The sequence below is a fragment of the Mucilaginibacter sp. NFX135 genome, from assembly GCF_048565145.1.
Lineage (GTDB): Bacteria > Bacteroidota > Bacteroidia > Sphingobacteriales > Sphingobacteriaceae > Mucilaginibacter.
This window is the reverse complement of record NZ_CP183412.1, coordinates 1,025,075-1,050,398: the sequence shown is the minus strand read 5'-3', so window position 1 is coordinate 1,050,398 and position 25,324 is coordinate 1,025,075. Positions and strand designations below refer to the sequence as shown.

Below are 25,324 nucleotides of genomic sequence, written 5' to 3'. Positions count from 1 at the left end.
TAGGGTTGAGTTAATACGTATGAAAGTTGGATTGGGTTACCGATGATCAATTTCATTCAGAACAACCTTATTGGTGCAAGCCGTGTGTGATGGGCGGGTGGTGCGGTGATAACACCGACCACTGGCAAAAAAATGCGTCATTGCGAGGTACGAAGCAATCTCTACATAAGCAGGTCAATCATACCTGTTTGCTCTGTACAGCATAGAGATTGCTTCGTACCTCGCAATGACGCGCGGATAAGAACATTCCTGTACCCTTTTCCAGTGAGGCGCATGCGGGGCTAACATGACACTCCTCTAATTTCCAGTGTTAAATATTTATTAATTGCAGATAAAACATTTTGCAGGGAAAACGTATTGATTAGTAATAAAATATGAAGAACTGCATACTATTGATTTTTATAGTGTTAGGTACTATAAATGCTTCGGCGCAACAATATTTATTATCGGGCCAAATAACCGATCAACAAAACAACCTGATCCCTTTTTCGTCGGTATATATCAAAAACTCCACTTATGGCACTACATCCAATGAGGATGGGGCTTACCAGTTTAAACTGAGTCCGGGTACTTATCATATAACTTACCGGGTAGTTGGCTATAATGAAAAAACCGTTAGTGTAACCATAACCGATCATGATGAGCAACTGAATGTGCAGATGCAGGATGAGGTATTTGCCACCAACCGCGTGGCATCCGTTTATCAAAAAAATCATGATGCGGGTGATACCATCATGAAACAGGTGATCAAAAAGCGCAAGTATTATATAGAGGAAGCTACGTCCTACTCCTGCGCGGTTTATATTAAAGGTGTACAAAAACTGCTGAGCGCGCCCAAATCATTGTTATCACCGGCGGTACGGCAAACCCTTGACCTCGACGCCCAGGGCAGGGGAATCCTTTACCAGTCGGAGTCCTTGTCTGACCTCAGCTTTCAAAAACCCAATAAAGTAAGGGAGATCACCATCGCCAAAAAAATGTCGGGCATCAACACCGCGTTCAGTTATAATAAAGCGTCGGATCTGCAAGTGAATTTTTACCAGAACGTGTTTGCTATCAATGGCCTCAGCACCCGGGGTTTTGTATCGCCGGTGGCCTCTTTCGCCGGTATTTTTTACCGGTATAAACTGTTGGGCACCTCGGTTGAGAATGGCCGTACTATTGATAAGATACAGGTGATACCACGCCGCGGGCACGGCCAGTATTTTGAAGGTAATATATATATTGTGGAAGGCGACTGGCGCATATATGCCGCCGATTTGTATGTAACTAACAAGAGGAGCAACATTAACCTGATTGATACGCTGCAAATAAAACAACAGTATATTGCTGTTACCGACAGTGTTTGGATGCCGGCCTCGGTACAGTTTAACTTTAAAGGCAAGGTATTGGGATTTAGGTTTGGTGGCTATTACAACACCATTTACAACAACTATAAAATTAACCCTACTTTCCCAGATGGCTTTTTTAGCGGCGAAGTATTAAAGGTTGATACCGCGGCCAACTCTAAAAAAGAGGATTACTGGGCTTCGGCACGCCCGGTTCCTTTAACCCAACAGGAAGCGCGTGACATACAGAAAAAAGATAGTATAGCCGCTTTTAAAAAAACCGACCAGTACCTGGATACCTTGCAGCACCACAAAAACCATATCAATTATCCGGGATACCTGATATTTGGCTATCATGCCAGCAATCGCAGTGAAAAAGATTCGCTGTACATATACCCTTTCATTCAAACGTTTTATTACAACACGGTTGAAGGTTTCGGCATCAACGCCAAAGTAAGGTATACGCATGTTTTGGACAGCTTGAGGACATACAGCATAACGCCCGATCTGCGGTATGGCTTCTCAAATAAAATACTCAGCGCCAATATGTATGGCGAGTACCGGAACGATCCTTTTCATAACGCCAAATTTTTTGCTGGCTTTGGCAGCGATGTGCTCGACCTGAACAACGTAGGCACGCGGTCGCTATATTTCAACACATTGAGTACCCTGCTCAGCGAAAACAACTATGTAAAATATTATCGGTCGCATTACGGCATGTTTGGTTATCAGCGGGAGATACTGAATGGTGTATTGCTGAACGGCAACCTCACTTATTCCAGCCGCAGTCAGCTGTATAATACATCCTTCGGCAAGTTTAAGGATGTGAAAGACCGGGAATTTACTTCTAATAATCCTTTAGCTCCACCAGGAACACCGCCCGATGATCATTCGGAGTTATTTCCGGATAACCAGGCGCTTGTTTTCACGGCATCGGCCACCATTACTTTTGATCAGCAGTATGAAACCAGGCCCACCGGTAAATTCAATCTGCCCTCAAAATATCCTACCCTAACTGTCAATTACCGTAAGGGCATCAAAAGCGCGTTTGGGTCTGATATTGATTATGATTTCGCCTCGGCCGATATTTCGCAAAACAATATCCGTCTGGGGCTAACCGGCTTCTCATCTTTTAAGGTATCCGCGGGCGGCTTTTTTAATAACAACAAACTGTATTATATGGATTATAACCACTTTTTGGGTAATCAAGGTTTAACCTTCGATCCAACTTATGTGGGCAGTTTCCACTTTTTACCGTTCTATACCTACAGCACCAACGGCGCTTTCCTGGAGGCACACTTCCAGCATAATTTTGCCGGATCGATATTCAACAGGATACCCATCCTGCGTAAACTAAAACTGGAAGAATTGATTGGCGCCAATTTCCTTACCACCAAAGGAAATACCAACTACCGCGAGTTTTACATCGGTGTACAACGCCTTATTTTCCGGGTTGACTACGGTATCTCCTATGCCGGGAACCAAAAGTACATACAAGGGTTCAGGATATTTTATGGTATAAGGTAAAGAAAGGAGTCCGGAAGTCAGAAAGTCAGCATAAGTCCGAAAGTTTAGTGCAGCATTTTTTTACTTTCCGACTTCCGGACTTATGTGGACTTTCGGACTCAAAACAAAATTCCTATCTTTGCGCCTCATTTAACACCGTTTGCAGCGGTATCAATGGATTATGGCACAATATAATACACTACTGTACTATTGTTATTCAACAATAGCTGATGCGGAGCAATTTGCTGCCGATCATTTAAAATTTTGTAAAAGTTTAGGCTTAACCGGTCGCATTATTGTAGCAACCGAGGGGCTTAACGGTACCGTTTCGGGCACAGCCGAAGCCTGTAAAACTTATATGGATACCGTACACGCCGACCCGCGTTTTGCCGGTATCGATTTTAAGATTGATGAGGTGGATACCCCTTCGTTTGTAAAAATGCACGTACGGTATAAATCAGAGATCGTACACTCGGGTCTGCGCGATCCTAATGTAATCAACCCGCAGCAGCAAACCGGCAAACACCTGGAACCCAAGGATTTTTTGGCGATGAAAGATCGCGACGATGTGGTGGTACTTGATGTACGTTCCAACTACGAACACTCCTTAGGAAAATTCAAAAACGCGGTAACGCTTGATATTGAGAATTTCAGGGATTTCCCGGAGATGATCAACCACTTGGCCCAGTACAAGGATAAAAAGATATTAACCTATTGCACCGGCGGCATTAAATGCGAAAAAGCATCGGCCCTGCTGCTGCATGAGGGTTTTAAGGATGTTTACCAACTGCATGGTGGTATCATCAAATATGGTAAGGAAGCCGGAGGCGAGGATTTTGAAGGCAAATGTTATGTTTTCGACAACCGCCTTTCTGTTGATGTGAACAGCGTAAACCCTGTGATGATATCTACCTGCCGTAACTGCGGCAAGATTACGCCCAAAATGATCAACTGCGCCAACCCCGAGTGTAATGAGCATTTTACCCAATGTGACGAATGCGGCACCAAAATGGAAGGCTGCTGCAGCGATGCCTGCCAAAGTCACCCCCGCAAAAGGGAGTATGATGGTACAGGCTATTATGTAAAGGTGCCTCAACCGGTAAACTTACAGAAAAAAGGAAAGATACAATTGGCTGGCGAATAGACTCACCGGTCTTGCTTCGCTCGACCACCCTCTCTTCCGCAAGCAGCAAAGAGGGTAAAAGCCTCATAAAAAAACACGTCATTGCGAGCGTAGCGTGGCAATCCCCTACTTACAGAGAACTCTGCCTATCGGGGATTGCCACGTCGTTCCTCTCGCAATGACGGCGCGGAGGCCCCCACAAAATAACCCCGGTGAAAAATATCATCGGGGTTTTTTTTGATTAAGCTTTTTTCTTGGCCGGAGCAGCGGCTGGTTTAGCTGTTTTATAACGCTTATCTGGCGTTCCGTCTTTCTTTAGTTTTACTTTATTGGCTTTGTATCTTTTATCGGCAGTACCATCTTTTTTAGTTTGTGGTAAAGCATAGGTGGTAACAGCGCCAAAGCTCATTACAGCGAGCATCAGCATGGTAAATAGTTTCTTCATGTTTGTTTATGTTTGTTTAATTGCAAGCTAAGTAAATAGCATAGTATCTGCAATAGCCATTTTTGCTTGTTATACTACAATTATATAGTTGCTATTGTTTTTTATCCGGTACTCAAACTGTATTTTCGTACAACTGATCACACCCTACATCTGTTATAAACACTATGCGCAAAGCTATCTGGATTGGTTTATACCTGTTTTTTACTGCTATTTTTCATTCCGGCGCGGTTGATATCAAAAGCATAGGTGTTCCTTATGTACAAAACTATACCAAAAACATATACCAGTCGGGCAATCAAAACTGGTCGGTAACGCGCGACGAGCAGGGCATCATGTATTTTGGCAATGCCGAAGGACTGTTAAGTTTCGACGGCAAATACTGGCAGCAGCACCACATGCCCAACGGCCTTATTGTACGCTCGGTTCTGGCCGATGGTAAGGACAAAATATACACCGGCGCCTTTGGCGAGTTTGGCTACTGGCAGGATGATCATAAAGGCTTTTTAAAGTATAACTCCCTGATTAACCTGGTTCCCAAACAATACCGGCCCATTAACGAGGAGATCTGGAAAATATATATCGATGGTGATAGGGTGCTGTTCCAATCATTCGGGGCCATATACATTTATGCAAAGGGCGGTATCAGCGTTATCAAAGCGCCAAAGCCCTACCTGTTTTTATTTCAGGCGGGCAAACGCTTCTTTGTGGAGCAGGTATCGTCAGGATTGTTTGAGTTAAAGGGCAACCGGTTGGAGTATGTACAGGGCAGCAATATATTAGGCACAAGCGGCGTGCTCTCCATACTGCCGTTTCAGGGCAATAAATATATCATTGGCACCGCGCAAAACGGACTGTTTATTTACGATGGCGCCCATATAACCCCCTGGGCCAATCAGGCAAACGACTTTTTAAAAACCTACCAATTGAATAACGGTGCTGTTATCCCGGGTAAATACTTTGCCTATGGTACCATCCTCAACGGTATTGTAATTGTAGACACCGCCGGGCATGTGGTACAACACATTAATAAGGCAAGTGGGCTGCAAAACAATACCGTTTTAAGTTTATACACCGATAATGAACAAAATCTTTGGGCAGGACTGGATAATGGCATCGACCGCATAGAGGTAAATTCACCCCTATATTTTTACTTCGATAAAACCGGCAGGTTTGGGACGGTTTATGCCAGCATCATATTTAACAACAAAATATACCTCGGCACCAATCAGGGGCTTTTTTACAGCGACTGGATCGCCGCTAATAACCAACTTTTCCAATCTTTTGATTTTAAGTTGATCCCCGGTTCGCAGGGGCAGGTTTGGGATCTGTCGTTACAGGACGGACGGTTGCTATGCGGTCATAATGATGGTACTTACCAGGTGAATAGCAACACCATTACCAAAATATCAACCGTAACCGGCGGCTGGACCATCAAAAAGCTCAGTCAGGACAAGCTGGTACAGGGCACCTATACCGGCCTGGTGATCTATAAAAAAGACGCGGCCGGTAACTGGATATTCAGTCATAAGGTAGAAGGTTTTGGCGAACCCTCGCGCTTTATAGAGCAGGACAGCAAAGGGCAGATATGGGTGAGCCATGCCTATAAGGGTATTTATAAGCTCACGCTGAGCAGCGATCTTAAAAAAGTAACCTCCAGCGTATATTATGACCGGAAATACGGTCTGCCTGGCAGCTATAACGTGAATGTATTTGACCTGGACAATCACGTGGTTTTTTCCTCTGATTCCGGTTTTTATATCTATGACGATATCACCGATCGCTTTTTTAAATATACTCAGCTCAACAAAAAACTGGGCACGTTCGCCTCGTCGGGTAAGATCATTAAGGCCCTGGGCAAGCGGTATTGGTTTATCAATCACGGGCGCGTAGCGTTGGCCGATTTTTCGATACCCGGTAAAACCAGTATCGATACCAACAGGTTCACGGTACTCAACGGGCAAATGGTACAGCATTACGAAACCATTAACCGCATTAACAATTTAACCTACCTCATCAGTATCGACGATGGCTTTGTGATATTGAATGATGGCGACGCTCTTTTGCCCAGCCCGGTAAAAATCCCACCAGTGCTGATACGCCGCATCGAAAACGTGACCGACAAGGTTTACGTGCTCAGCGATATGAATAGCCCGCATAACACTATTGAGATACCATACTCGCAAAACAATATCCGTATAGCCTACTCATTGCCCTATTACAAACAAGCTAAGGTGAAATTTCAATATTACCTGGAAGGATACTCGAGGCAATGGTCTGACTGGGCGCCGCAAAGCCAGAAAGAGTTTACCAATCTTGACCAGGGCACCTACCACTTTAAAGTGAGGGCCAAGATCAATGATCAAAATATATCGGCTATAACTACTTTAACCTTTATAGTACTACCTCCCTGGTATTTGAGCAAGCTGGCTATCCTTTTTTATGTGTTATTGCTCATTTTGGCCTATTACCTGGTAAGATATTATTACCGCTTAAAACTCCGGCGCCACCAACAGCATATACAGGAGAAACTGCAAAAAGAAAAAGAAGAATTTTTAAAACAGGAAGCCATTGCCAACGAACAGCATATCATCAATATTAAAAATGAACAACTGCAGGCCGACCTGGCCGGCAAAAGCCGCGAGCTGGCCAACTCGGCCATGAACCTGGTTTATAAAAATGAACTGCTGCAAAAGATCAGCGAAGAAATAACACATCTGAAAGACAGCTCTGGCAAAAAATTGGCTGCTGATCAGTTACGTCGCATTCAAAAAGTTATTGACGAGGGTATGAATGATGAGCGCGACTGGAACATATTTGAAAAAAGCTTTAATGAGGCGCACGAAAACTTTTTCAAAAAACTTAAATCCGGTCACCCCGACCTGGTGCCGAATGATCTGAAATTATGCGCCTATCTGCGCATGAACATGAGCAGTAAAGAAATGGCCTCGTTACTGAATATTTCACTGCGCGGTGTCGAGATCAGGCGTTACCGGCTGCGCAAAAAGCTCAACCTGGAGCATGATAAAAACCTCACGGAATTTCTAATAGAACTATAAAAATTAAAGGAGAAGGCCTTTGCGGCCTTCTCCTTTAATTTTTAAATCAATGTGTATAACATCATTATTGCAACTGCACTGATATATGACCTGTGCCTGATGAAGTAGATCTATAAAATGTTCCGTTCCAGCTTACCTGGCCGCTGGCCGGCGTTACAAATGTTTGCGTGGTACTGCCAACCTGCACAGTAACGTTATTTCCCATAGGGCCACTTAACTGCGCCCCTGACATGGTAAAGGTGGTACGAGTAATTTGTGGTCCGTAAGCAGAAATGGTTACCGCTACGGTTGAACCAGCCGGGGCCTTGATTGTTCCGCTGCCTGATCCTGAACCATTCACTATAGGGTTTGAACCACCATCCACCCAATCAAAACTACTCTTGTTATTGATAGTTGCTGAAGGGGCTGCCGGCTGACCATACAGATAATTCAGCGCTACAACATCATTGGGATTAAAAGAACGGTCGACACCATTGTTACAGGCCAGCATTAATGAACCCGCGTCAGCAGTTGTCGGCGTTCCTGGGATGTTGATAGCGCCGGGATAATTCTGCGGATCTGATGGATTATAGTTTGATGGTTCGGCATTGGTATTTCCGCCACAACTAAAGGCGCGATTAAAATAATCGGTATGCCGCAAGCCTATACAATGCCCTAATTCATGCTGTATTACTGATGTCATATAGCCAACATTACTGTTAGCATTATACACATAAGTATTGAGTACAACGGTGCCATATGGATTTCCATTTTCGGGAAAGCCACCCCTGCCCAGCAAAATAGATCCATCGGGATAAGGGCCTTGGTAAATGCCACTGATATCGATATTTCCGCCGCTGCCTACCCGCTGAAATTTAACGGTAAGATTTAAGTTGTTCCACCGTAAAATGGCTGCATCGGTGGCTGTAATAAAATTACCGGTTAAGCCCGTTACCGATATGTTGATCATCCTGGGTAAACCTGTTACCAGGTTATTGGTTCGGTACTGTTCGGTTTTGGCGATAACGATGTTTGGGCTGCTCACCGTTTTACCCAGTGATGCTTTGGAAATAAAAATGTCGCCCTCTACGATGTAACCATCATTAACCGCATGAACATCGTTAGCGTTGAAGCCCATTTTGGTAATAGCACTCAATACATCGTCGGAGATCTTTCCATTTTGATCAGGAGCATTAGCGCCTTGCTTTTTACAGGAATTGATAAAAAAGATCACAAGAAATCCTAAGAAAATTAAACAGAGTTGTTTTTTCATAATTAGCAGGTTTTAAGTTATAAGTATGGTGATTAAAGATATTAATATCTCCTGTTAAAAATAAAACACCCCGAAATTCACCCACGTTATAAAGGCTAATTAGGCTCTCATAATAAATCAAATACTACATCATTACCTCTCACAGGGCCAAGTGGTATTTGTATAAACCGGCACTGTGCTGTAGTATATACACAATGTAAATTATAGCAAAAAGCGTTTGATAATCAAACTTTTAAAAAGTAAAAACATAAATATTGAGCAAGTGTTCTTTAATTGATGTATTAATGTTGAGTTAATTTTTTTGACAAATGAGTAATATCTGTCCAGTTTTGTCAAATAATAAACCAATTATTTTATAACGCTTACTTACTATTAACCACTATGAAAAGAAATCTTACTATTTCAGTGCTGGTATTATTTTGCTTCTTTTTTGTAAACACTTTATTCGCTCAAAACGCTCCGGTAAAAGGTAAGGTTACCGATGCCAATACCGGCGAGCCTTTAATTGGCGTAAGTGTTGCTATAAAGGGTACCACTACCGGAATACAAACCGACGTTAACGGCGCTTTTACATTACAGGCGCCACCAGATGCAACACTTGTTTTTACCTACATTGGTTATACAACATTGTCGTTGCCTGTTAATAACCAAAACACGTTAACCGTAAAACTACAGCCCGAAGCCAAAGCGTTGCAGGAGGTAGTTGTTGTTGGTTATGGAACACAACGCAAAAGAGATGTTACCGGAGCCGTAGCCAGCGTAAAAGGCGAGGAGCTGGCCAAGCAACCCGTGCAAACAGCTACCCAGGCTTTACAAGGTAAAGTTTCCGGCGTTCAGGTTATCAGTTCTGGAGCGCCCAACTCACAGCCAACTGTCCGCATCCGGGGTACCGGTACCCTGCTTGCAGGTGCCGATCCGCTTTATGTGGTTGACGGGGTATTGACCAATGACATCCGCAACATCAATAATAACGACATCGTAAATGTCGATATATTAAAAGATGCGTCAGCCGCAGCCATTTATGGTGTGCGTGCGGCAAATGGTGTAATTATCATCACCACCAAACAGGGTAAAAGTGGTAAAACCATAATTTCTTATGACGGGACTATCGGTTTTCACGATGCGTCAAAAGTGGTTCAAATGGCCAATGCTTCGCAGTACCAGTCGTATCTTGCAGATGCTGCACCGGGTACTACAACACCCGTGTTTACGCCTGCCTATAACGGTACAACAAATTGGTTTGGCGAAATTTTGCGTAAATCATTAACTCAAAGCAATAATGTTTCCATATCAGGCGGCAGTGATAAAAACACGTTCTTTTTTAGCGCGGGTTATTTAACAGATAATGGCATTGTTATCAATAATAACTTTAACCGCATTAACTTGCGTACCTCCGAAACCTTTACCCTATCTGATAAAGTAAAGGTGAGCACACAAATTTCTTTTACCAATAGCAATACCCGCAATGTAAACCTGGGTGCAGCCTATAATGATGCTTACAGGGCAGCGCCGATTATTCCGGCTATGCGCAATGGCTTATATGGCAACACATCCTTATTTGGCAATGTGGGCAACCCTTTAATTGATATCGGTAAAAACAACGATCAATCAACAGAAAACCGTTTACAAGGCAACATTGCGATTGATTATAAACCCATTAAAAACTTAACCCTGCACAGTGCTATTAATACCGATGTAAATTTCAATAGTCAGCGGGTTTATAATTATAAATTCGCAGCCGATTCTACTACCTATATAACCCCAGGCGGTAACCAACGTGCAGATTTTAGTCAGCTTATTTTCACCCGCAATAACAACAACCGTTACATTTGGGATAATACGGCTACTTATCAGCAATCTTTTGGCAAGCATAGCCTCACTATTTTAGGCGGCTTTACCACAGAGCGTTACTATCAGCAATATACCTATGGATCGCAAAAAGGGGTACCCGCTAATCAGGACCTATGGTATCTGGGAACAGGTGACCCTACTACCGATCAGGTAAATAACTATGACCCTAACGCGACTCCGCTGTTTGGCGATAAATTTACCCGCATATCCGTTCTTGGGCGTATCAACTATTCATATGCCGGTAAATATTTAATTACAGCGAATATCAGGGATGACGGCTCATCTAAATTTGCCCAGGCCAACCGTTACGCCGTATTCCCTTCATTTGGCGCCGGCTGGATCATCACCGAAGAAGGTTTTATGAAAAATCAAAAGGTATTTGACTTGTTAAAACTTCGTGCCGGTTATGGTAAAATAGGTAATGATAATATTGCCAGTAACTTATACATCGTAACTGCAAAGTCAAATATCCCTTATTTTTTTGGAAGTCCGGGCTCAACCGGCGTGCCAACGACAACCGCGTTGGGAGCGGCGATTTCTGAATTGAAAAATGCTAACCTTAAATGGGAAACAACCGAAGAGTACGATGCAGCCCTTGAGTTTGGACTGCTTAACTCGCGCTTAACGGGTGAAGTTTCCTATTACAGCAAAAAAACAAAAAACAGTTTGATCAATGTACAAATACCGGCAATTTTTGGTGATCCAAACAATCAATATGTTACCAACGCTGCAACAATCAGTAATAAGGGTATCGAAGCCGGTTTAAACTGGCGCGATGATATTACCAAAAAGCTACGTTATAACGTTGGCGTAAATGCCACTTTTAACACCAATCGTATCTTAAGCCTTAATGGTGGTCAGGCATTACCCGATGGCGGTGTAGGTCAGCAGGGTTTTACAACACTATCAAATAATGGGGTTGCCGCAGGCAGTTTTTATGTTTTAAAAGCGATAGGTATTTTCCAAACCGCAGCGGATGCAACTAATTCACCGGCAGCTGCCGATGGTAACCGCGTAGGCAGCATAAAATATGCAGATATAAGCGGCCCTAACGGTGTACCAGATGGCAAAATAGATGCCTATGATCGTGTTTATGCGGGCTCTTACCAACCTAAAGTTTATTTCGGTATTAATGGAGGTATCAGCTATAGTGATTTTGATATGTCATTTGGTTTTAGCGGTAGTTTAGGTGGTAAAATATACAATGGTAAAAAGGCATTCCGTTATCAGGCAACGGATAATATCGAAGCTTCATATGCAAATGCCCGTTATACGCCGTCAAAACCATCACAAACAGATCCGCAGGTTATTCAGTCAAATACACCGGCATCTACTTACTTTATTGAATCTGGCAGCTATATCAGGTTAAACAATCTTACTTTAGGTTATACTCTGCCCAAAAACTTACTGGGCCATACTATTAAATCATTAAGGGTATATGCCAGCTCACAAAATCTGTTTACTATAACCGGTTATTCTGGCTTTACTCCCGAACTGCCTGGCACATCGCCAACCAATGCGGGTATTGAAACCAACGCGTACCCTACACCGCGTACCGTGGTGTTTGGAGTAAACTTAGGCTTATAAAACATACTACAATGAAAAAGATATTTAAACGAAATCAAATATTACCGGCAGTAATTGTGCTGTTATTAATAGCAGGGCTGGCCGCATGCAAGAAAAATTTCCTGAGCACATCACCTCAGGGATTAGTAACCCAGGACGCCATCAGTAAAGACCCAACGGCCGCGCAACAACTGGTTGATGGTGTTTATAATGTAATGTGGCTGGGTGGCTTTGGGCCCGATATCCATGGATTACAATACATCGTATTAACCAACATAGCATCTGATGATGGCGATAAAGGCAGCACACCTTCAGATTATGGCGACGCTGCCCAGGTAGACGCATTGAACGTACCTGCAAGCAACGCCAATATTAATAACATTTGGCAAGGATACTACCAGGGGATTTCACGCGCCAATCAGGCTTTGAGCCAATTACAAAACGCGCAATTTGACGCAGCTACAAAAAACCGTTTAATTGGCGAAGTAAGGTTTTTAAGAGGCTATTTTTATTTCAATATGGTCCGCTTTTTCGGCGGCGTACCTCTTTTGGACAAAGTACCTGCAGCATCTGATGCCAATAACCCCCAATACCAAACCCGGGCTACAGCACAACAGATATATAACTTTATTATCAGCGACCTTCAATTTGCCGATGATAACCTACCTACCAAAGATAAAACACAGGTAGGCCGCGCTACAAAAGGAGCTGCCCAGGGCTTATTGGCCAAAGTATTTTTATATCAAAAAAATTATCAACGTGCCTATGCCTTAGCCGATTCCGTAATTACCGGAAAATCAGGTGCATATTCTTTGTATCCTACTTATGAAGATATATGGAGAGAAAAAGGTGAAAATAGTTCGGAATCATTATTTGAAGTACAAACCGGTACTTCAAACGCTTGTAATACCGCTATACAGATCTATTCCGACAGCCAGGGACCACGTTCCAGTCAGAATGCAGCTCAGGGAGCGTGGCCAACAGGCGATCTGGGTTTTGGCTTTAATAACCCATCCCAATCATTAGTAAACGAATACGAAGCCGGCGATAAGCGAAAAGCAGGTACCATTATATTTATTAACCCAACAAATCCAACCATATTATGGGACGGCTTTAAAGTACCAAGCCAGCAATCTGTAGAAAACTCAAGGTATAATTACAAGGCCTATCACAGCCGTACCGGGCTTGAAAAAAGTTGTGGAAATAACGACTTCCTTCCAAAAAACCTGCGCGTACTCAGGTTAGCTGATGTAATGTTGATACACGCCGAAGCAGCCTTTCAAACCGGAAACATTGGTGCAGCCACTACCGATCTGACTCAAATTAGAGCAAGGGCGGGCCTGACAGCTCCTTCGGTTGTAAACTTACAAACTATTTGGCACGAGCGCCGCGTTGAACTGGCTATGGAACATGACCGCTTTTTTGACCTTGTGCGTCAGGATGCTGTGCAGCCAGGCCGTGCAGCCTCAGCATTTGCAGCCGATGGCAAAACATGGGCCGCTAAGGATGCTTTATTTCCTATACCTCAACCTCAAATTGACTTAAGCGGAGGTAAATTATCACAAAACCCAGGGTATTAATTTTTGATTGGTTTATTTATCGGCTGCCTGTTTCATAGGCAGGCAGCCATTTTTAACCGATCCTCCGGTCTTTGTAAAAAAGAAAACCCGCATATATATCTACATGAAAAAACTATTGCTAACCCCCTTTTTATTATGCCTGGCCATATACTGCCTGGCGCAAAAACCTGCAACGGCTAATACCGATACTATTAAACCCGTTGGTATTATCAAAAACCTAAGCGATAACGCCCTGCTCGATGTAGTTCAGCGCCAGACTTTCCGCTATTTTTGGGATTTTGGCCACCCGGTGAGCGGCCTGGCCCGCGAGCGCAGCAATACCTCTTTTGATTATGGCGATGAGGTGGTAACCACCGGCGGATCGGGCTTCGGCATCATGTCTATCATCGTGGCTGATAGTCGTAAGTGGATAACGCATAAGCAGGCGGTTGATCGCATGGTTAAAATAGTTAACTTTTTGTATAAAGCCAATTCTTTCCACGGCGCGTTTCCGCACTGGATGAACGGCGAAACCGGTAAGGTGATCCCCTTTGGCCGTAAGGATGATGGCGGTGATATTGTGGAGTCGGCTTATCTTTTTCAGGGCCTGCTTTGTGCCAGGCAATACTTTACAGCCAACACCCCTCAAGAGCAGCGCATACGCGATGTGATCGGCTGGATGTGGGGCGAAATGGAATGGAACTGGTATACCCGCGAGGGCCGTGACGCCCTGTACTGGCACTGGAGCCCTAACAATGGCTGGGCCATGAACTTCCCGATACATGGCTTTAACGAGTGCCTGATCACCTATGTGCTGGCGGCTTCGGCAGAGCGTTATCCCGTAAGCGCCGATGTATACCACAGGGGCTGGGCTCAAAGTGACTTTTTCAAGAATGGTAAAACATTTTATGGGTTTAAGCTGCCTCTGGGTTTTGATTACGGCGGACCGCTTTTCTTTTCGCAATACTCCTTTCTGGGCTTAAACCCCAAAGGTTTAAAAGATCAGTATGCCGATTATTGGGAGCAGAATAAAAATCATACTTTGATCAATCATGCCTATTGTGTAGATAACCCTAAAAAATTTAAAGGTTATGGCGAAAACTGCTGGGGACTTACCGCAAGTGATAATTTTGAAGGATACAATGCCCATTCGCCCACTAATGATCTGGGGGTGATCACACCTACCGCAGCCTTGTCGGCATTTCCATATACGCCTGAATACTCGATGAAAGCTCTGCGCCACTTTTATTACGACCTGGGCGATAAGATCTGGGGTGAATATGGCTTTGTTGATGCTTTTAGTGAATCACATAACTGGTACGCCAAATCATACCTGGCCATTGACCAGGGACCGATCATCGTGATGATCGAAAACTACCGCACCGGCTTATTATGGAAACTGTTCATGAGCTGTCCCGAAGTACAGAAAGGGCTTACCAAGCTGGGTTTTGAGAGTCCGGCTATAGCTAAACACCCTTAAAAAACAGGGCTGCCACCCTGAGTTCCGTCGAAGGGAAGAGCGCAGAGGCCGGCCACCATGCTTCGACGGAGCTCAGCACGACAGCCTTTTTTAGAAATGTCTAAAAGGCAGTGGTTTTTATGTTCATTGTTACCGCTGTAAAAAAATATTAAAAAAATGTAAATCAAAAGGCGTTAAATTTGTTTAGCTAACTATAGCATAAACAGATCTTAAACATAGCCCATGATCCACAAAAAATTTATTATAGGAATGCTAAGTTTACTCTTAGCATTTTCTTTTTCGGCCCGTTCCCAAAACTTATCGTCTTTTGACCGCGGCAGCTTTACTATGAAAGGCGATACCCTGCCTTACCGGTTACTATTCCCCAAGCATTTTGATCCCGCTAAAAAATACCCATTGCTGTTTGTGCTGCATGGTGCCGGCGAGCGCGGCAATAATAACGAGTCGCAGTTAAAATATGGGCCATCACGTTTGTTGCAGGATAGCGTAAGGGAAAAATACGAAGCTATTATAGTTTTCCCGCAATGCCCGGCAAACAGCTACTGGTCAAACGTACAGCAGGAAACCGATCCCGCTACGCAAAAGCGCAAATTCGTTTTCCAGGTAAATGAGCAACCTACCATAGCTATGCATTTGCTGATGGGTTTGGTCGATCAGTTTTTAGATAAACCTTTTGTTGATAAACACCGGGTTTACGTGGGTGGCCTCAGCATGGGCGGTATGGGTACGTTTGAAATTATCGGCCGCGAACCCAAGATATTTGCCGCGGCTTTTGCTATCTGCGGCGGCGACAATACACTGAACGCTAAAAAATACGCTAAAAAAGTACCGCTATGGATCTTCCACGGCAGCAAAGACAGTGTTGTTCCGTCCGATCATTCCGAAGTAATGGTAGCAGCCATTAAAGAGGCCGGCGGCGACCCTAAGTTTACCCTCTACCCGGGCGTTGACCATAACAGCTGGGATAATGCGTTTAAAGAACCGGAACTATTTAGCTGGCTGTTTTCGCACAGCAAGTAGTTTGGAATGATAGTTTTCTCTCTCCCGCACGTCATTGCGAGGTACGAAGCAATCCCCGATTAGCAGAGCCGCTCTGTATAGCATAAAGATTGCTTCGTACCTCGCAATGACGCGTGGAGAAAACATGTCCTCAGCTACTCTTCAGTTGATTTTGGCGGAGGAGTTTTCATATTAAACCGGGGCTTAAATCCCAATTTAGGGGCAGACTCTCCCGTAGGAGGCGGAGGATCAGCCTTATCTTCTGGCTTTTCTTCCGGTGCAGCTTCGTTTTCCGCAGGTTTTGGTTTTACCATACCGGGGTTAAAACGCGGTTTAAATCCGGGTTTGGGAGCAGGTTCAGCAAATGAAGCAGGCTCTTCTTTTACCTCCGGTTTTTCTTCTGGTGTTGCTTCACCTTCCGCAGGCTTAGGCTTCATCATGGCAGCATTAAACCGGGGTTTGAATGCTGGTTTTGCCGATGCTTGATCTGTAGGCGGTGATATATTTTCTTTTTCTGCTTCAGGCTTATCTTGTGGTTCTGCGGCCTCTTCAGCAGGTTTCGGCTTCATCATCGCGGCATTAAAACGTGGCTTAAATGGCTTTGGAGCGTCAGTTGCGGGGATTGTATTTTCTTCTTTCGCTTCAGACTTTTCCTGTGGTTTTGCAGTATCCTCTGCTGGTTTGGGTTTTACCATACCTGGATTAAACCGGGGCTTAAATGCCGGTTTGGCCGAAGCCTCTGCAGCAGGTGTAGTCTCTTCGGGCTTGGTTTCTTGTTTTTCTTCGGCAGATTTGGCAACTCCGCCAGCCCTGAATTTAGGCGCAAAACCCAGTTTGGCTGATGGCGCGGCTGGTTCTGTGAGGCTTTCGGTAATGGTTTGTTCGGCCAGCTTGTTTTCTATCCTTACCTTTTCCGTTTTTATTTCGGGAGCGGCCGGGAACTGTCGCCTGAGTTTATTGAACCAGTATTTTTTGGTATGGTCGAAACTTTTTTCGCCCATTTGTTCAAAATGAGTTTTAAATTCAGAAAATAGTGTCCCTTCCACCGCTTGCAAAGCAGCCAGGTCGATCTTTTTCTTTTTAAAAAACTCTTCGAAAGTCATAATTTTTTTCAGACTATTAGAAACAAGAATCAGGAATCAAGACAAACATCATATTTATCTTGATTCCTGATTCTTATCTCTTGCTTCTATTTAAAGATCCACGTCCAAATCCAATTGGTTAAAGTGAATGCCTTTATCGGTTTGTTTCCAGTCTTCCCGTTCCTCATCGCTGGCGTTCATCAGTTTCGGGAACCACTCCAGCGGAAAAGCCTGTTGTTTACCATCAGGTTTTTCAACAAAAAGCAAGCCATTGGCAAAAGTCACTTTTACCTTTTTTTCTTCCTTACGTGAACTGAATAGAGGCATGGGGAATTAATTCAAAAGTTAAAATTCAAAAATCAAAACTGTACCCTGCAAAGTTCGCGATTGCTTCATCGTCCCTCCTCGCAATGACATGAGTTATATTTCACTTTTCAAAATCCGAAATCGAAAATCCCAATTCCGAAATCAAAAATTACTCCGCCATGTTATGGTAAACCGCCTGCACGTCGTCGTCCTCTTCCAGGCGATCGATCAGTTTCATGATGTCGGCAACCTGTTCTTCGGTAACTTCGTGGAATGATTGCGGCACACGCTCCAGCTTGGCCGATTTTACTTCGACACCCAGTTCTTCCAGGGCTTTCTGCATTTTACCAAAATCTTCAAACGCGGTATGGATCACGCCGATATCGTTTCCTTCTTCATCGGCCTCCACAAACAGGTCTTCTAAACCAGCATCAATCAGTTCAAGCTCCAGTTCTTCCAGGTCGCGATCGCCAGGATCAAATGTAAAAACAGATTTGCGGGTGAAAATAAAATCCAATGATCCTGTTTTACCCAACGAACCACCATATTTGGTAAAATAGCTACGCACGTTGGCTACGGTACGGTTGGTATTATCGGTTGCGGTTTCAACCAATACGGCAACACCATAAGGCGCGTATCCTTCGTATACTAATTCTTCATAATCCTTTTCATCGCGACTGGTAGCTCTTTTTATAGCAGCCTCCACACGATCTTTAGGCATATTTACCGCCTTGGCATTTTGTACCGCGGTGCGCAGGCGCGAGTTGGTAGTAACATCACCACCGCCTGCCTTTACGGCCATTACAATCTCTTTACCTAAACGTGTAAACTGCACGGCCATTTTGGCCCAGCGTTTAAATTTTCTCTCTTTGCGGAATTCAAATGCTCTTCCCATGTTTTTAGTTCATTGTTCATGGTTGATAGTTCATAATCAACCTAAGTATTTATAACTGCTTACCCAATCGGGGTAAAGTGGTTAAATATAATATTTGTTTTATATAAGTTTCAAACCCTTAGCTTTTTGCTTTATGCCTTCGGCTTATATGGTGTTTTTTAAATTAGTCAGCATATCATTGGTCATGGCGGCCAGGTCATATTCCAGTTTCCATCCCCAGTCTCTTTCGGCATAACTATCGTCAATTGATTTTGGCCAACTATCGGCAATGGCCTGCCGCGAGTCGTTTTCGGCATAGCTTATTTCAAAATCCGGGATCTGTTTTTTGATCTCCCCGGCCAGTTGGGTCGGCGTAAAACTGATACCTGCCAGGTTGTATGACGACCGGATGGTCAGCTGTTCGGCAGGTGCATCCATTAAGGATATAGTAGCCCTGATGGCGTCATCCATATACATCATGGGCAAAGCGGTATCCGCTGATAAGAAACTGGTATATTTCCCTTTTTTTAACGCTTCATGAAATATATGCACGGCATAATCGGTAGTGCCGCCACCCGGATTAGCGCGCCAGCCGATGAGGCCGGGGTAACGGATGCTGCGTACATCCAATCCGTATTTGGTAAAATAATATTCGCACCAGCGTTCGCCGGCCAGTTTGCTGAAGCCATAAACGGTGTTTGGGTCCATTACGCAATATTGCGGCGTATGGAATTGCGGCGAGTTTGGCCCGAATACCGCGATGGAACTTGGCCAAAAAACTTTGGCAGTTTTAAACTCCACGGCAAAATCAAGTATATGGATGAGGCCAGTCATGTTCAGGTCCCAGGCCAGTTTGGGTTTTTGTTCGCCTACAGCCGAGAGTATGGCTGCCAGCAGGTAAACCTGGGTAGGGCGGTGTTTCTGGAAAATGTGATGCAGATTGTCCTTATCCAGCACGTTCACCAGCTCATAAGGCCCGCTGTGGCGTATGGCATAACCCGGATCATTGATATCGGATGCAATAACGCTTTCGGCGCCATGTATTTTTCGTAAAGCAACAACCAGTTCTGTCCCTATCTGGCCGTTGGCTCCTATCACTAAAATCTTTTCGCTCATGTATAGTTTGAGTTTAGGCAAAGGTAAAAATTTGGGCGAAATGTGTTGAAGGAGTTGGTGAAGTTTATTCGGGTTTGAATTATGGTTTTGAATGGTTCAAGAGTCGACTTACCGGTCATCACTGCGCTTGCCATCTCGCTCTTCAGCTTCGCTGGAAAGAGGGAATTTGAAAAATTTGGATATAAATGGAAAAAAATCCCAAACCTCTTTCCCCTTGTAGGCAAAAAGAGGGTGGCCCATTCGCCAGCTGGCGGAGATAGACGGTGAGTCGTCTGCGTGCAGTATTATTTATATACAATACTCGCACGCTTATCAGCCCCACTCTTCTGCAAAATTTGCTATCCCTTACAGCCGCACTTGGCCGCCGTTCTGTCCACTTTCGCCCGAAGCTTATGCTGACGGGAAAGGGAATTTGAAGGATTTTACCCTTATTCTTCCCTTTTACCTCCCAATCCGTACTTCTGCAATTTCTTTTGCACATAATTTTGCCGGCGATTGCCTGCTTCTGAAAGGGTGGCCGCATCAGAAAAACGGGTATCTGCTACTTTGGGTATGCCAATGCGCTGCGCACTGTAAATACCGGAGTGACCACTGAAGAAATAAGCGGTAAAACAGGCTACCGCGAAAAACAAAACATACTGGCCGCCAAAAAGTTCAACCCCCATAATGGTGCAGGCCAGTGGAGTATTGGTTGCCCCGGCAAAAACCGCAATGAAACCCAGCGCTGCAAATAAACTTACCGGGGCATCCATTAATACAGATAAGGTATTACCCAATGTTGCACCGATGTAAAAAAGCGGGGTTACCTCGCCGCCTTTAAAACCTGTAGCCAGTGTGGTAGTAGTATAAATGGTTTTCCAGAGCCAGCTCCAGGTATCGGCACCTCCCGCGTGAAAAGCCGAGGGAATAGTAACGGCGCCGGCATATTCGGGATCGACACCCAGGCTCAGGTAATCTGGCTTGCCGATCAGCACAGTAAGACCAATAATGATCAGTCCGCCCAATACAGGTATCAGCCAGGGAATAGGAATCCGTTTAATGAAAAAGCCTTTGATGCCATGCACCATCCAGGCGAACAGGTAACTGGCCAGTCCAAATGCAGCTGAGGCGATCATGATCTTAAAAAGCAAAACAAAATCAAATGACAAATAAGCCGAGAACCAATGCTGCGCTGTGGCGAAAATATCGATGTGATATGGGGTATGATGAACACCCCAGGCAGCAACCGTAACATCGCCTATAATACTGGCTATAAGACAGGGCAGCAGGGCATTGTATTGAATGCGACCAATAGTCAACACTTCCATGGCAAATATAGCCCCGGTTAGCGGTGTGCCAAAAACGGCTCCAAACCCCGCGGCAATACCGGCAATGAGCACAATGCGGGTATCATCCTCACTTAATTTAAACCAGCCGCTAAACATTTGCGCTATGCTGCCACCTATTTGTACTGCTGTACCTTCGCGCCCGGCCGAGCCGCCAAACAAATGGGTAATAATAGTGGTGATAAGCACAATTGGGGCCATGCGTTTGGGTACGCCACCACCGGGTGTATGGATCTCATCAATAATAAGATTATTCCCTTTTTCGGTAGATCCGCCAATCAGCTTATAAATAAAATAGATCAACACGCCGGCAACAGGCAACAGATACAGGATAAAGGGATGAGCAAACCTGAAATGGACTGCCCAATTAAGCAACCATAAAAACAGGGCCACCATGCTACCGATGACGATTGCGATGGGTATGATGATAACCGTCCAGCGGATGAGATGTTTAAGGATTGAAAAATGTTCGGACGTAAAAAGCTTATCATTCATGAGCGACTAATTTAGGTTCTTTTATTCGGTAACAGAAAACTACACTGCGAAGTATTCGGCAAACAATACAAAGCGGCTCTGTAAAGCATGCGATTGCTTCGTACCTCGCAATGACATGAAGTAGACTGGAGCTTTTTACAGCAATAAAATACGAAGAGAACAGGAGTTTCATCCGGACATTATGCCGGTATAATTTCAAAAGCGATATATTGAGTTTTTTTTCCACCTACAAAAAATCAGCACAGGGTAAATCCTGTGGGTTAATTTATTGCAGGCGCCATCAGCTTTTTAGGGCGGTTAAGTAGGAAGACACCATTTCCTTTGTACGAATATAGCTTCTTTTTTTATAAAGCCATAATTATCCGGGGTAGGTTTAAAACCAAACCCTTTACGTAGTATAAAAACAGGCCGTTTTAAACAGCCAGTTCAACTTCTTTAATAGAGAGGAATAATGTGCGGCCCTGATATTCTACCCACAAATCAGCAAAGCCGTTTCCGTCGTAGCCCAGAAATTTCATGAAGGGGTTGCTGATGTTTAAATTCTTCCATCTTTTACCAATGTACTTAAGTAATTGACCACGTTTTAGGGTTGTGTGCTTTGCCATAAGTTTAATTTTAAAAGTGAACAGTAGACTAAGTTAGTTAACATCAACGAAAATATTTAACCTTTAGAAAATATTCTTTCAATTGTATCAGGTATGTTACACCTATTTAGGTGATCAAATGAATGATCTGAATATAAGAAAAAAAATCCCCAGATAGCTAATTAACTTTATATGAGTTAATTGTATACCGTTTACATTCAGGCAACCTTGGCTTTACCTGTGCACAGCTCTTTACACTTGTCTTTACACTTATCAATCACCTGTAAGTAGTAATTTTCATACAAAGGCAAAATGGTGGCCAAATCAAATTCCTTAGCGCGGGCCAGGGCATTTTCTTTAAACTGATTTAGCCGGTCTTCGTCTTCCAGTATATAAATAGCGCTTTTGCCCATGCCTTCTACATCCCCAACATCTTTCAGAAAACCGGTTACTCCATCCACATTTAACTCGGGTAAACCACCCGCGTTGGTACTGATCACCGGTACTTTACAAGCCATGGCCTCCAAAGCGGCTAAACCAAAACTTTCTGACTGTGAGGGCATCAGGAACAGATCGGCTACCGAAAGTATTTCTTCAATGGCATCCTGCTTACCCAAAAAGCGCACATTATCGGCAACACCTAAGTCGCGGCATAACTGCTCGCAGCCGGAACGCTCAGGTCCGTCACCAACCATCAGTAATTTGGAAGGTATTTTTTTAATTACTTCAGCAAAAATCCGCACCACATCCTCGGTACGTTTTACCTTACGGAAGTTGGAGGTATGCACCAGTACTTTTTCGCCCGATGGCGCTATGGCCTTTTTAAAATGGTCTTTTGCTTTAAGACTGAAACGGGTAAGATCGATAAAGTTTGGGATCACCTTGATATCGGTATCGATCTCAAAAAACTCATAAGTATCATGCCTCAGGTTTTCAGATACCGCAGTAACACCGTCTGATTGATTGATAGAGAAAGTAACTACCGGCTTAAAAGTGCGGTCTTTACCTACCAGGGTAATATCGGTACCGTGCAGGGTAGTAACCACCGGGATATAAATGCCGTAGGTTAATAATATCTGTTTAGCCATAAACGCGGCAGAAGCATGCGGAATGGCGTAATGAACGTGTAATACATCCAGCTTTTCGTGGCGAACCACATCAACCAGGCGGCTGGCCAGGGCCAGCTCATAAGGCGGAAAATCAAAAAGCGGATAGTTGGATACCGATACCTCGTGGTAAAACAGGTTTTCGGAAAAAAGATCCAACCGGGCTGGCTGGTTATAGGTAACAAAATGAACCTGGTGACCGCGGTCGGCAAGGGCCTTACCGAGTTCTGTGGCTACAACGCCGCTTCCACCAAAGGTTGGGTAACATACAATTCCGATTTTCATTAAGTTGGTTAATTATGGCTGCAAGTTTAACAGCAATTTACGGCAAATGTGTTAACACTGTGTAAAATGATATAACTTAGTCAAGTTACTCATTTTTTTAATTTTATACTATTAATATCGCCCTGAATGAAAAACGCTATCCAACTAAAAATCAACAGCATACAACATATAGGCATACCCGTAACCAATCTCGATGCGTCACAGCAATTTTACAAGCGACTGGGTTTTAACAACGTAATGCAGGCCCATTTTATCGATCATGGCGAACAGGGCACCTGTGTAATGATGCAGCGCGAAAACATGATCATAGAACTTTACCAATTACCCGAAGCTGGCTTAACAGAGATCAGGAACCGTGGCAACGGGCATATTGACCATGTGGCTTTTGATGTGAGTGATATTGATGAAACCTATGCGATCATTAAAGAGGCTGGCTTTAACATTATCGAAGAAGCCCCGGTTTTCCTGCAGTTCTGGAAGAATGGCTGTAAGTATTTTAACATCACCGGGCCTGATGGTGAAAGGTTGGAATTTAACCAGGTGCTTTAGATTATTATGCAAAAGCCTCCGACGGCGCCTTTTCTTTTTTATTGATCCGGAAGATGAGGAACATGATCAGTGCTGAAAGTAAAATGAATATCAGGTAGCTATAGCTCAGGTTGCGCTCGTCTTTGGCCGGTACTACGTTAACAATACCGTAACTTAAAAAAGAAACGATCACATAAGTGATGCCCCCGGTTAGGCCACCAGCGATACCCGCATTCTTAGGAAATTTGCTTAAACAAAAGGTGAAATAGTTATTAAAAGTATACCCGGCGCAAACGTGGATGATGAACGCGAAAAATATCATGGAATATAAATTATTGATAAATTGAACGCTGATGATCATCACCAGTACAAAAAGCGCCTGCATGATCACATTAACCACCATCCTTTTGAAGAATGGGCGGTTGATAGTTGCCTTACCGATAAAGCCCCCAACCATCCACGCAAAGCCCAGCACCAGCGAACTATAACCAGCAATAACAGGTGTTAAATGTAAATGATGCTCAATAATAAACGGACCAGTCATGTTATAAGTCATCACCATGCAATAAGCTAAACCAAGCATCACTATACCCAGCGTGAAGCTGTGGGTTTTGATCATGTTGGCGTATACTTTTACGATTTTTTGAAAATGAAACTCAGAAAAATGCACCAGGGTTTCACCACTAAAAATAAGCTCCAGGATGGCAAATACCACCGCGAAGCCCGCCAAAAAATAAAAGTTTGATTCCCAGCCAAAAGCGGTTTGCAGATATCCCCCTATAAACGGCGCCACAATAGGCCCGGTTGACCAAATGATAGAAAACATGCTCAGGTAATGCTTTAACTTATCGCCGGTAAACAGATCCACAAAGTAGGCTCGTTTGGCAACTATAATGGCACCAACGGTTACGCCATGTATCACCCGCATCAGGTAAATGAGATAGATATTATGGGTGATGGCAATCACTACGCTGGCAACCGCGAAAATGACCAACGAGCCCAGGCTAACTTTATACCGGCCAAAACTATCCAGTATACTGCCGATAAATAGTTGGGATATACCATAGCTGATCAGGAAAATACTTAATGTTAATTGTACCTGCACATTGCTCACGCCCATTTCGCCGGCCATGGTGGGTAATGATGGAATATAAATATCGGTAGCAAAACCCGATAAAGGGATCAGGGCAAAAGCCAGCAGTGTTGCTATGGACTGATGATGCTCCTTAATGGCAGGGGCTTTTGATGTTAACGTACTCATAGATACCGCAAAATTAACATTCTTATCAGCGGTATATTGGATCAATCCATAATCAACAGGCTATGCCATATAAGAAAATACAGCAAAACTTACTAACTATGAATCAGTTATAAAACAATGCGTCAACATCCACCACATCGTAAAATTACATAGCCCAAACAAAACGCCACCGTATTTTTATAACAAGATGGCGTTTT

At 43.9% G+C, this 25,324-nt stretch carries 18 protein-coding genes and 1 riboswitch; of the genes, 8 read left to right on the top strand and 10 right to left on the bottom strand.

Features of this window, described 5'->3' with window-relative positions; genetic code table 11:
• The first annotated feature begins 374 nt into the window (after window positions 1-374).
• Together ACNURT_RS04635 and ACNURT_RS04630 are read left to right on the top strand one after the other, a co-directional pair.
• Window positions 375-2,855, top strand: coding sequence for a DUF5686 and carboxypeptidase regulatory-like domain-containing protein (locus tag ACNURT_RS04635; protein ID WP_419700742.1), 2,481 nt, complete (start codon window positions 375-377; stop codon window positions 2,853-2,855).
• Window positions 2,856-3,015: 160 nt separating this feature from the next.
• Window positions 3,016-3,978 carry a rhodanese-related sulfurtransferase gene (locus tag ACNURT_RS04630; RefSeq protein WP_419700741.1) on the top strand — a complete coding sequence of 321 codons (963 nt, stop codon included), beginning with the start codon at window positions 3,016-3,018 and terminating at the stop codon, window positions 3,976-3,978.
• 220 nt (window positions 3,979-4,198) lie between these two features.
• Here ACNURT_RS04630 and ACNURT_RS04625 read toward each other — a convergent pair whose 3' ends face one another.
• A complete protein-coding gene (locus ACNURT_RS04625; RefSeq protein ID WP_419700740.1) occupies window positions 4,199-4,402 on the bottom strand; it encodes a hypothetical protein in 204 nt (67 codons plus the stop codon).
• A 164-nt stretch (window positions 4,403-4,566) separates the two neighbouring features.
• Between ACNURT_RS04625 and ACNURT_RS04620 the strand changes: the two genes are divergently transcribed.
• Window positions 4,567-7,458 carry a ligand-binding sensor domain-containing protein gene (locus ACNURT_RS04620; RefSeq protein ID WP_419700739.1) on the top strand — a complete coding sequence of 964 codons (2,892 nt, stop codon included), beginning with the start codon at window positions 4,567-4,569 and terminating at the stop codon, window positions 7,456-7,458.
• Between the two features lie 64 nt (window positions 7,459-7,522).
• On the opposite strand, the gene ACNURT_RS04615 is transcribed toward ACNURT_RS04620, so the two are convergent.
• Window positions 7,523-8,710: a M57 family metalloprotease gene (locus ACNURT_RS04615; RefSeq protein ID WP_419700738.1), complete on the bottom strand. Its 1,188-nt coding sequence runs from the start codon at window positions 8,708-8,710 to the stop codon at window positions 7,523-7,525.
• Between the two features lie 381 nt (window positions 8,711-9,091).
• Here ACNURT_RS04615 and ACNURT_RS04610 point away from each other — a divergent pair, with 381 nt between their 5' ends.
• The 4 genes from ACNURT_RS04610 to ACNURT_RS04595 all read left to right on the top strand — a co-directional run bounded on the left by ACNURT_RS04610 (window position 9,092) and on the right by ACNURT_RS04595 (window position 16,186).
• On the top strand, window positions 9,092-12,148 hold the full coding sequence (locus tag ACNURT_RS04610) for a SusC/RagA family TonB-linked outer membrane protein (RefSeq protein ID WP_419700737.1): 3,057 nt from the start codon (window positions 9,092-9,094) through the stop codon (window positions 12,146-12,148).
• An 11-nt stretch (window positions 12,149-12,159) separates the two neighbouring features.
• Complete coding sequence (locus ACNURT_RS04605) at window positions 12,160-13,707, top strand: RagB/SusD family nutrient uptake outer membrane protein (protein WP_419700736.1); 1,548 nt, start codon at window positions 12,160-12,162, stop codon at window positions 13,705-13,707.
• A gap of 103 nt (window positions 13,708-13,810) precedes the next feature.
• On the top strand, window positions 13,811-15,166 hold the full coding sequence (locus ACNURT_RS04600) for a glucoamylase family protein (RefSeq protein ID WP_419700735.1): 1,356 nt from the start codon (window positions 13,811-13,813) through the stop codon (window positions 15,164-15,166).
• Between the two features lie 222 nt (window positions 15,167-15,388).
• Window positions 15,389-16,186, top strand: a complete 798-nt coding sequence (locus tag ACNURT_RS04595; protein ID WP_419700734.1) for a prolyl oligopeptidase family serine peptidase — start codon at window positions 15,389-15,391, stop codon at window positions 16,184-16,186.
• A 134-nt stretch (window positions 16,187-16,320) separates the two neighbouring features.
• Here ACNURT_RS04595 and ACNURT_RS04590 read toward each other — a convergent pair whose 3' ends face one another.
• From ACNURT_RS04590 to bshA, 7 genes are all read right to left on the bottom strand, one after another.
• A complete protein-coding gene (locus ACNURT_RS04590) occupies window positions 16,321-17,268 on the bottom strand; it encodes a hypothetical protein (protein ID WP_419700733.1) in 948 nt (315 codons plus the stop codon).
• Window positions 17,269-17,358: 90 nt separating this feature from the next.
• On the bottom strand, window positions 17,359-17,574 hold the full coding sequence (locus tag ACNURT_RS04585) for a DUF2442 domain-containing protein (protein WP_370995024.1): 216 nt from the start codon (window positions 17,572-17,574) through the stop codon (window positions 17,359-17,361).
• Between the two features lie 148 nt (window positions 17,575-17,722).
• A complete protein-coding gene (locus tag ACNURT_RS04580) occupies window positions 17,723-18,448 on the bottom strand; it encodes a YebC/PmpR family DNA-binding transcriptional regulator (protein WP_370995025.1) in 726 nt (241 codons plus the stop codon).
• 144 nt (window positions 18,449-18,592) lie between these two features.
• A complete protein-coding gene (locus tag ACNURT_RS04575; protein WP_419700732.1) occupies window positions 18,593-19,543 on the bottom strand; it encodes an NAD-dependent epimerase/dehydratase family protein in 951 nt (316 codons plus the stop codon).
• Between the two features lie 428 nt (window positions 19,544-19,971).
• On the bottom strand, window positions 19,972-21,363 hold the full coding sequence (locus ACNURT_RS04570; RefSeq protein WP_419700731.1) for a voltage-gated chloride channel family protein: 1,392 nt from the start codon (window positions 21,361-21,363) through the stop codon (window positions 19,972-19,974).
• A 264-nt stretch (window positions 21,364-21,627) separates the two neighbouring features.
• A riboswitch (Fluoride riboswitch) is annotated at window positions 21,628-21,692 on the bottom strand.
• An 84-nt stretch (window positions 21,693-21,776) separates the two neighbouring features.
• Window positions 21,777-21,968 (bottom strand): hypothetical protein, encoded by a 192-nt coding sequence (locus tag ACNURT_RS04565; RefSeq protein WP_370995028.1) that lies wholly within the window; start codon window positions 21,966-21,968, stop codon window positions 21,777-21,779.
• 197 nt (window positions 21,969-22,165) lie between these two features.
• Window positions 22,166-23,338 carry an N-acetyl-alpha-D-glucosaminyl L-malate synthase BshA gene (bshA, locus tag ACNURT_RS04560; RefSeq protein ID WP_370995029.1) on the bottom strand — a complete coding sequence of 391 codons (1,173 nt, stop codon included), beginning with the start codon at window positions 23,336-23,338 and terminating at the stop codon, window positions 22,166-22,168.
• Window positions 23,339-23,464: 126 nt separating this feature from the next.
• Between bshA and ACNURT_RS04555 the strand changes: the two genes are divergently transcribed.
• Window positions 23,465-23,887 carry a VOC family protein gene (locus tag ACNURT_RS04555; protein WP_419700730.1) on the top strand — a complete coding sequence of 141 codons (423 nt, stop codon included), beginning with the start codon at window positions 23,465-23,467 and terminating at the stop codon, window positions 23,885-23,887.
• 4 nt (window positions 23,888-23,891) lie between these two features.
• Here the strand turns inward: ACNURT_RS04555 and ACNURT_RS04550 are convergent, their stop codons facing one another.
• Entirely contained in the window at window positions 23,892-25,127 is a 1,236-nt protein-coding gene (locus ACNURT_RS04550) for an MFS transporter (protein WP_419700729.1), read from the bottom strand.
• Window positions 25,128-25,324: the final 197 nt, after the last annotated feature.

Coding starts and splice junctions, on each gene's coding strand:
- ACNURT_RS04635 (WP_419700742.1), top strand. CDS start 375: ATGAAGAACTGCATACTATTGATTTTTATAGTGTTAGGTACTATAAAT.
- ACNURT_RS04630 (WP_419700741.1), top strand. CDS start 3,016: ATGGCACAATATAATACACTACTGTACTATTGTTATTCAACAATAGCT.
- ACNURT_RS04625 (WP_419700740.1), bottom strand. CDS start 4,402: ATGAAGAAACTATTTACCATGCTGATGCTCGCTGTAATGAGCTTTGGC.
- ACNURT_RS04620 (WP_419700739.1), top strand. CDS start 4,567: ATGCGCAAAGCTATCTGGATTGGTTTATACCTGTTTTTTACTGCTATT.
- ACNURT_RS04615 (WP_419700738.1), bottom strand. CDS start 8,710: ATGAAAAAACAACTCTGTTTAATTTTCTTAGGATTTCTTGTGATCTTT.
- ACNURT_RS04610 (WP_419700737.1), top strand. CDS start 9,092: ATGAAAAGAAATCTTACTATTTCAGTGCTGGTATTATTTTGCTTCTTT.
- ACNURT_RS04605 (WP_419700736.1), top strand. CDS start 12,160: ATGAAAAAGATATTTAAACGAAATCAAATATTACCGGCAGTAATTGTG.
- ACNURT_RS04600 (WP_419700735.1), top strand. CDS start 13,811: ATGAAAAAACTATTGCTAACCCCCTTTTTATTATGCCTGGCCATATAC.
- ACNURT_RS04595 (WP_419700734.1), top strand. CDS start 15,389: ATGATCCACAAAAAATTTATTATAGGAATGCTAAGTTTACTCTTAGCA.
- ACNURT_RS04590 (WP_419700733.1), bottom strand. CDS start 17,268: ATGACTTTCGAAGAGTTTTTTAAAAAGAAAAAGATCGACCTGGCTGCT.
- ACNURT_RS04585 (WP_370995024.1), bottom strand. CDS start 17,574: ATGCCTCTATTCAGTTCACGTAAGGAAGAAAAAAAGGTAAAAGTGACT.
- ACNURT_RS04580 (WP_370995025.1), bottom strand. CDS start 18,448: ATGGGAAGAGCATTTGAATTCCGCAAAGAGAGAAAATTTAAACGCTGG.
- ACNURT_RS04575 (WP_419700732.1), bottom strand. CDS start 19,543: ATGAGCGAAAAGATTTTAGTGATAGGAGCCAACGGCCAGATAGGGACA.
- ACNURT_RS04570 (WP_419700731.1), bottom strand. CDS start 21,363: ATGAATGATAAGCTTTTTACGTCCGAACATTTTTCAATCCTTAAACAT.
- ACNURT_RS04565 (WP_370995028.1), bottom strand. CDS start 21,968: ATGGCAAAGCACACAACCCTAAAACGTGGTCAATTACTTAAGTACATT.
- bshA (WP_370995029.1), bottom strand. CDS start 23,338: ATGAAAATCGGAATTGTATGTTACCCAACCTTTGGTGGAAGCGGCGTT.
- ACNURT_RS04555 (WP_419700730.1), top strand. CDS start 23,465: ATGAAAAACGCTATCCAACTAAAAATCAACAGCATACAACATATAGGC.
- ACNURT_RS04550 (WP_419700729.1), bottom strand. CDS start 25,127: ATGAGTACGTTAACATCAAAAGCCCCTGCCATTAAGGAGCATCATCAG.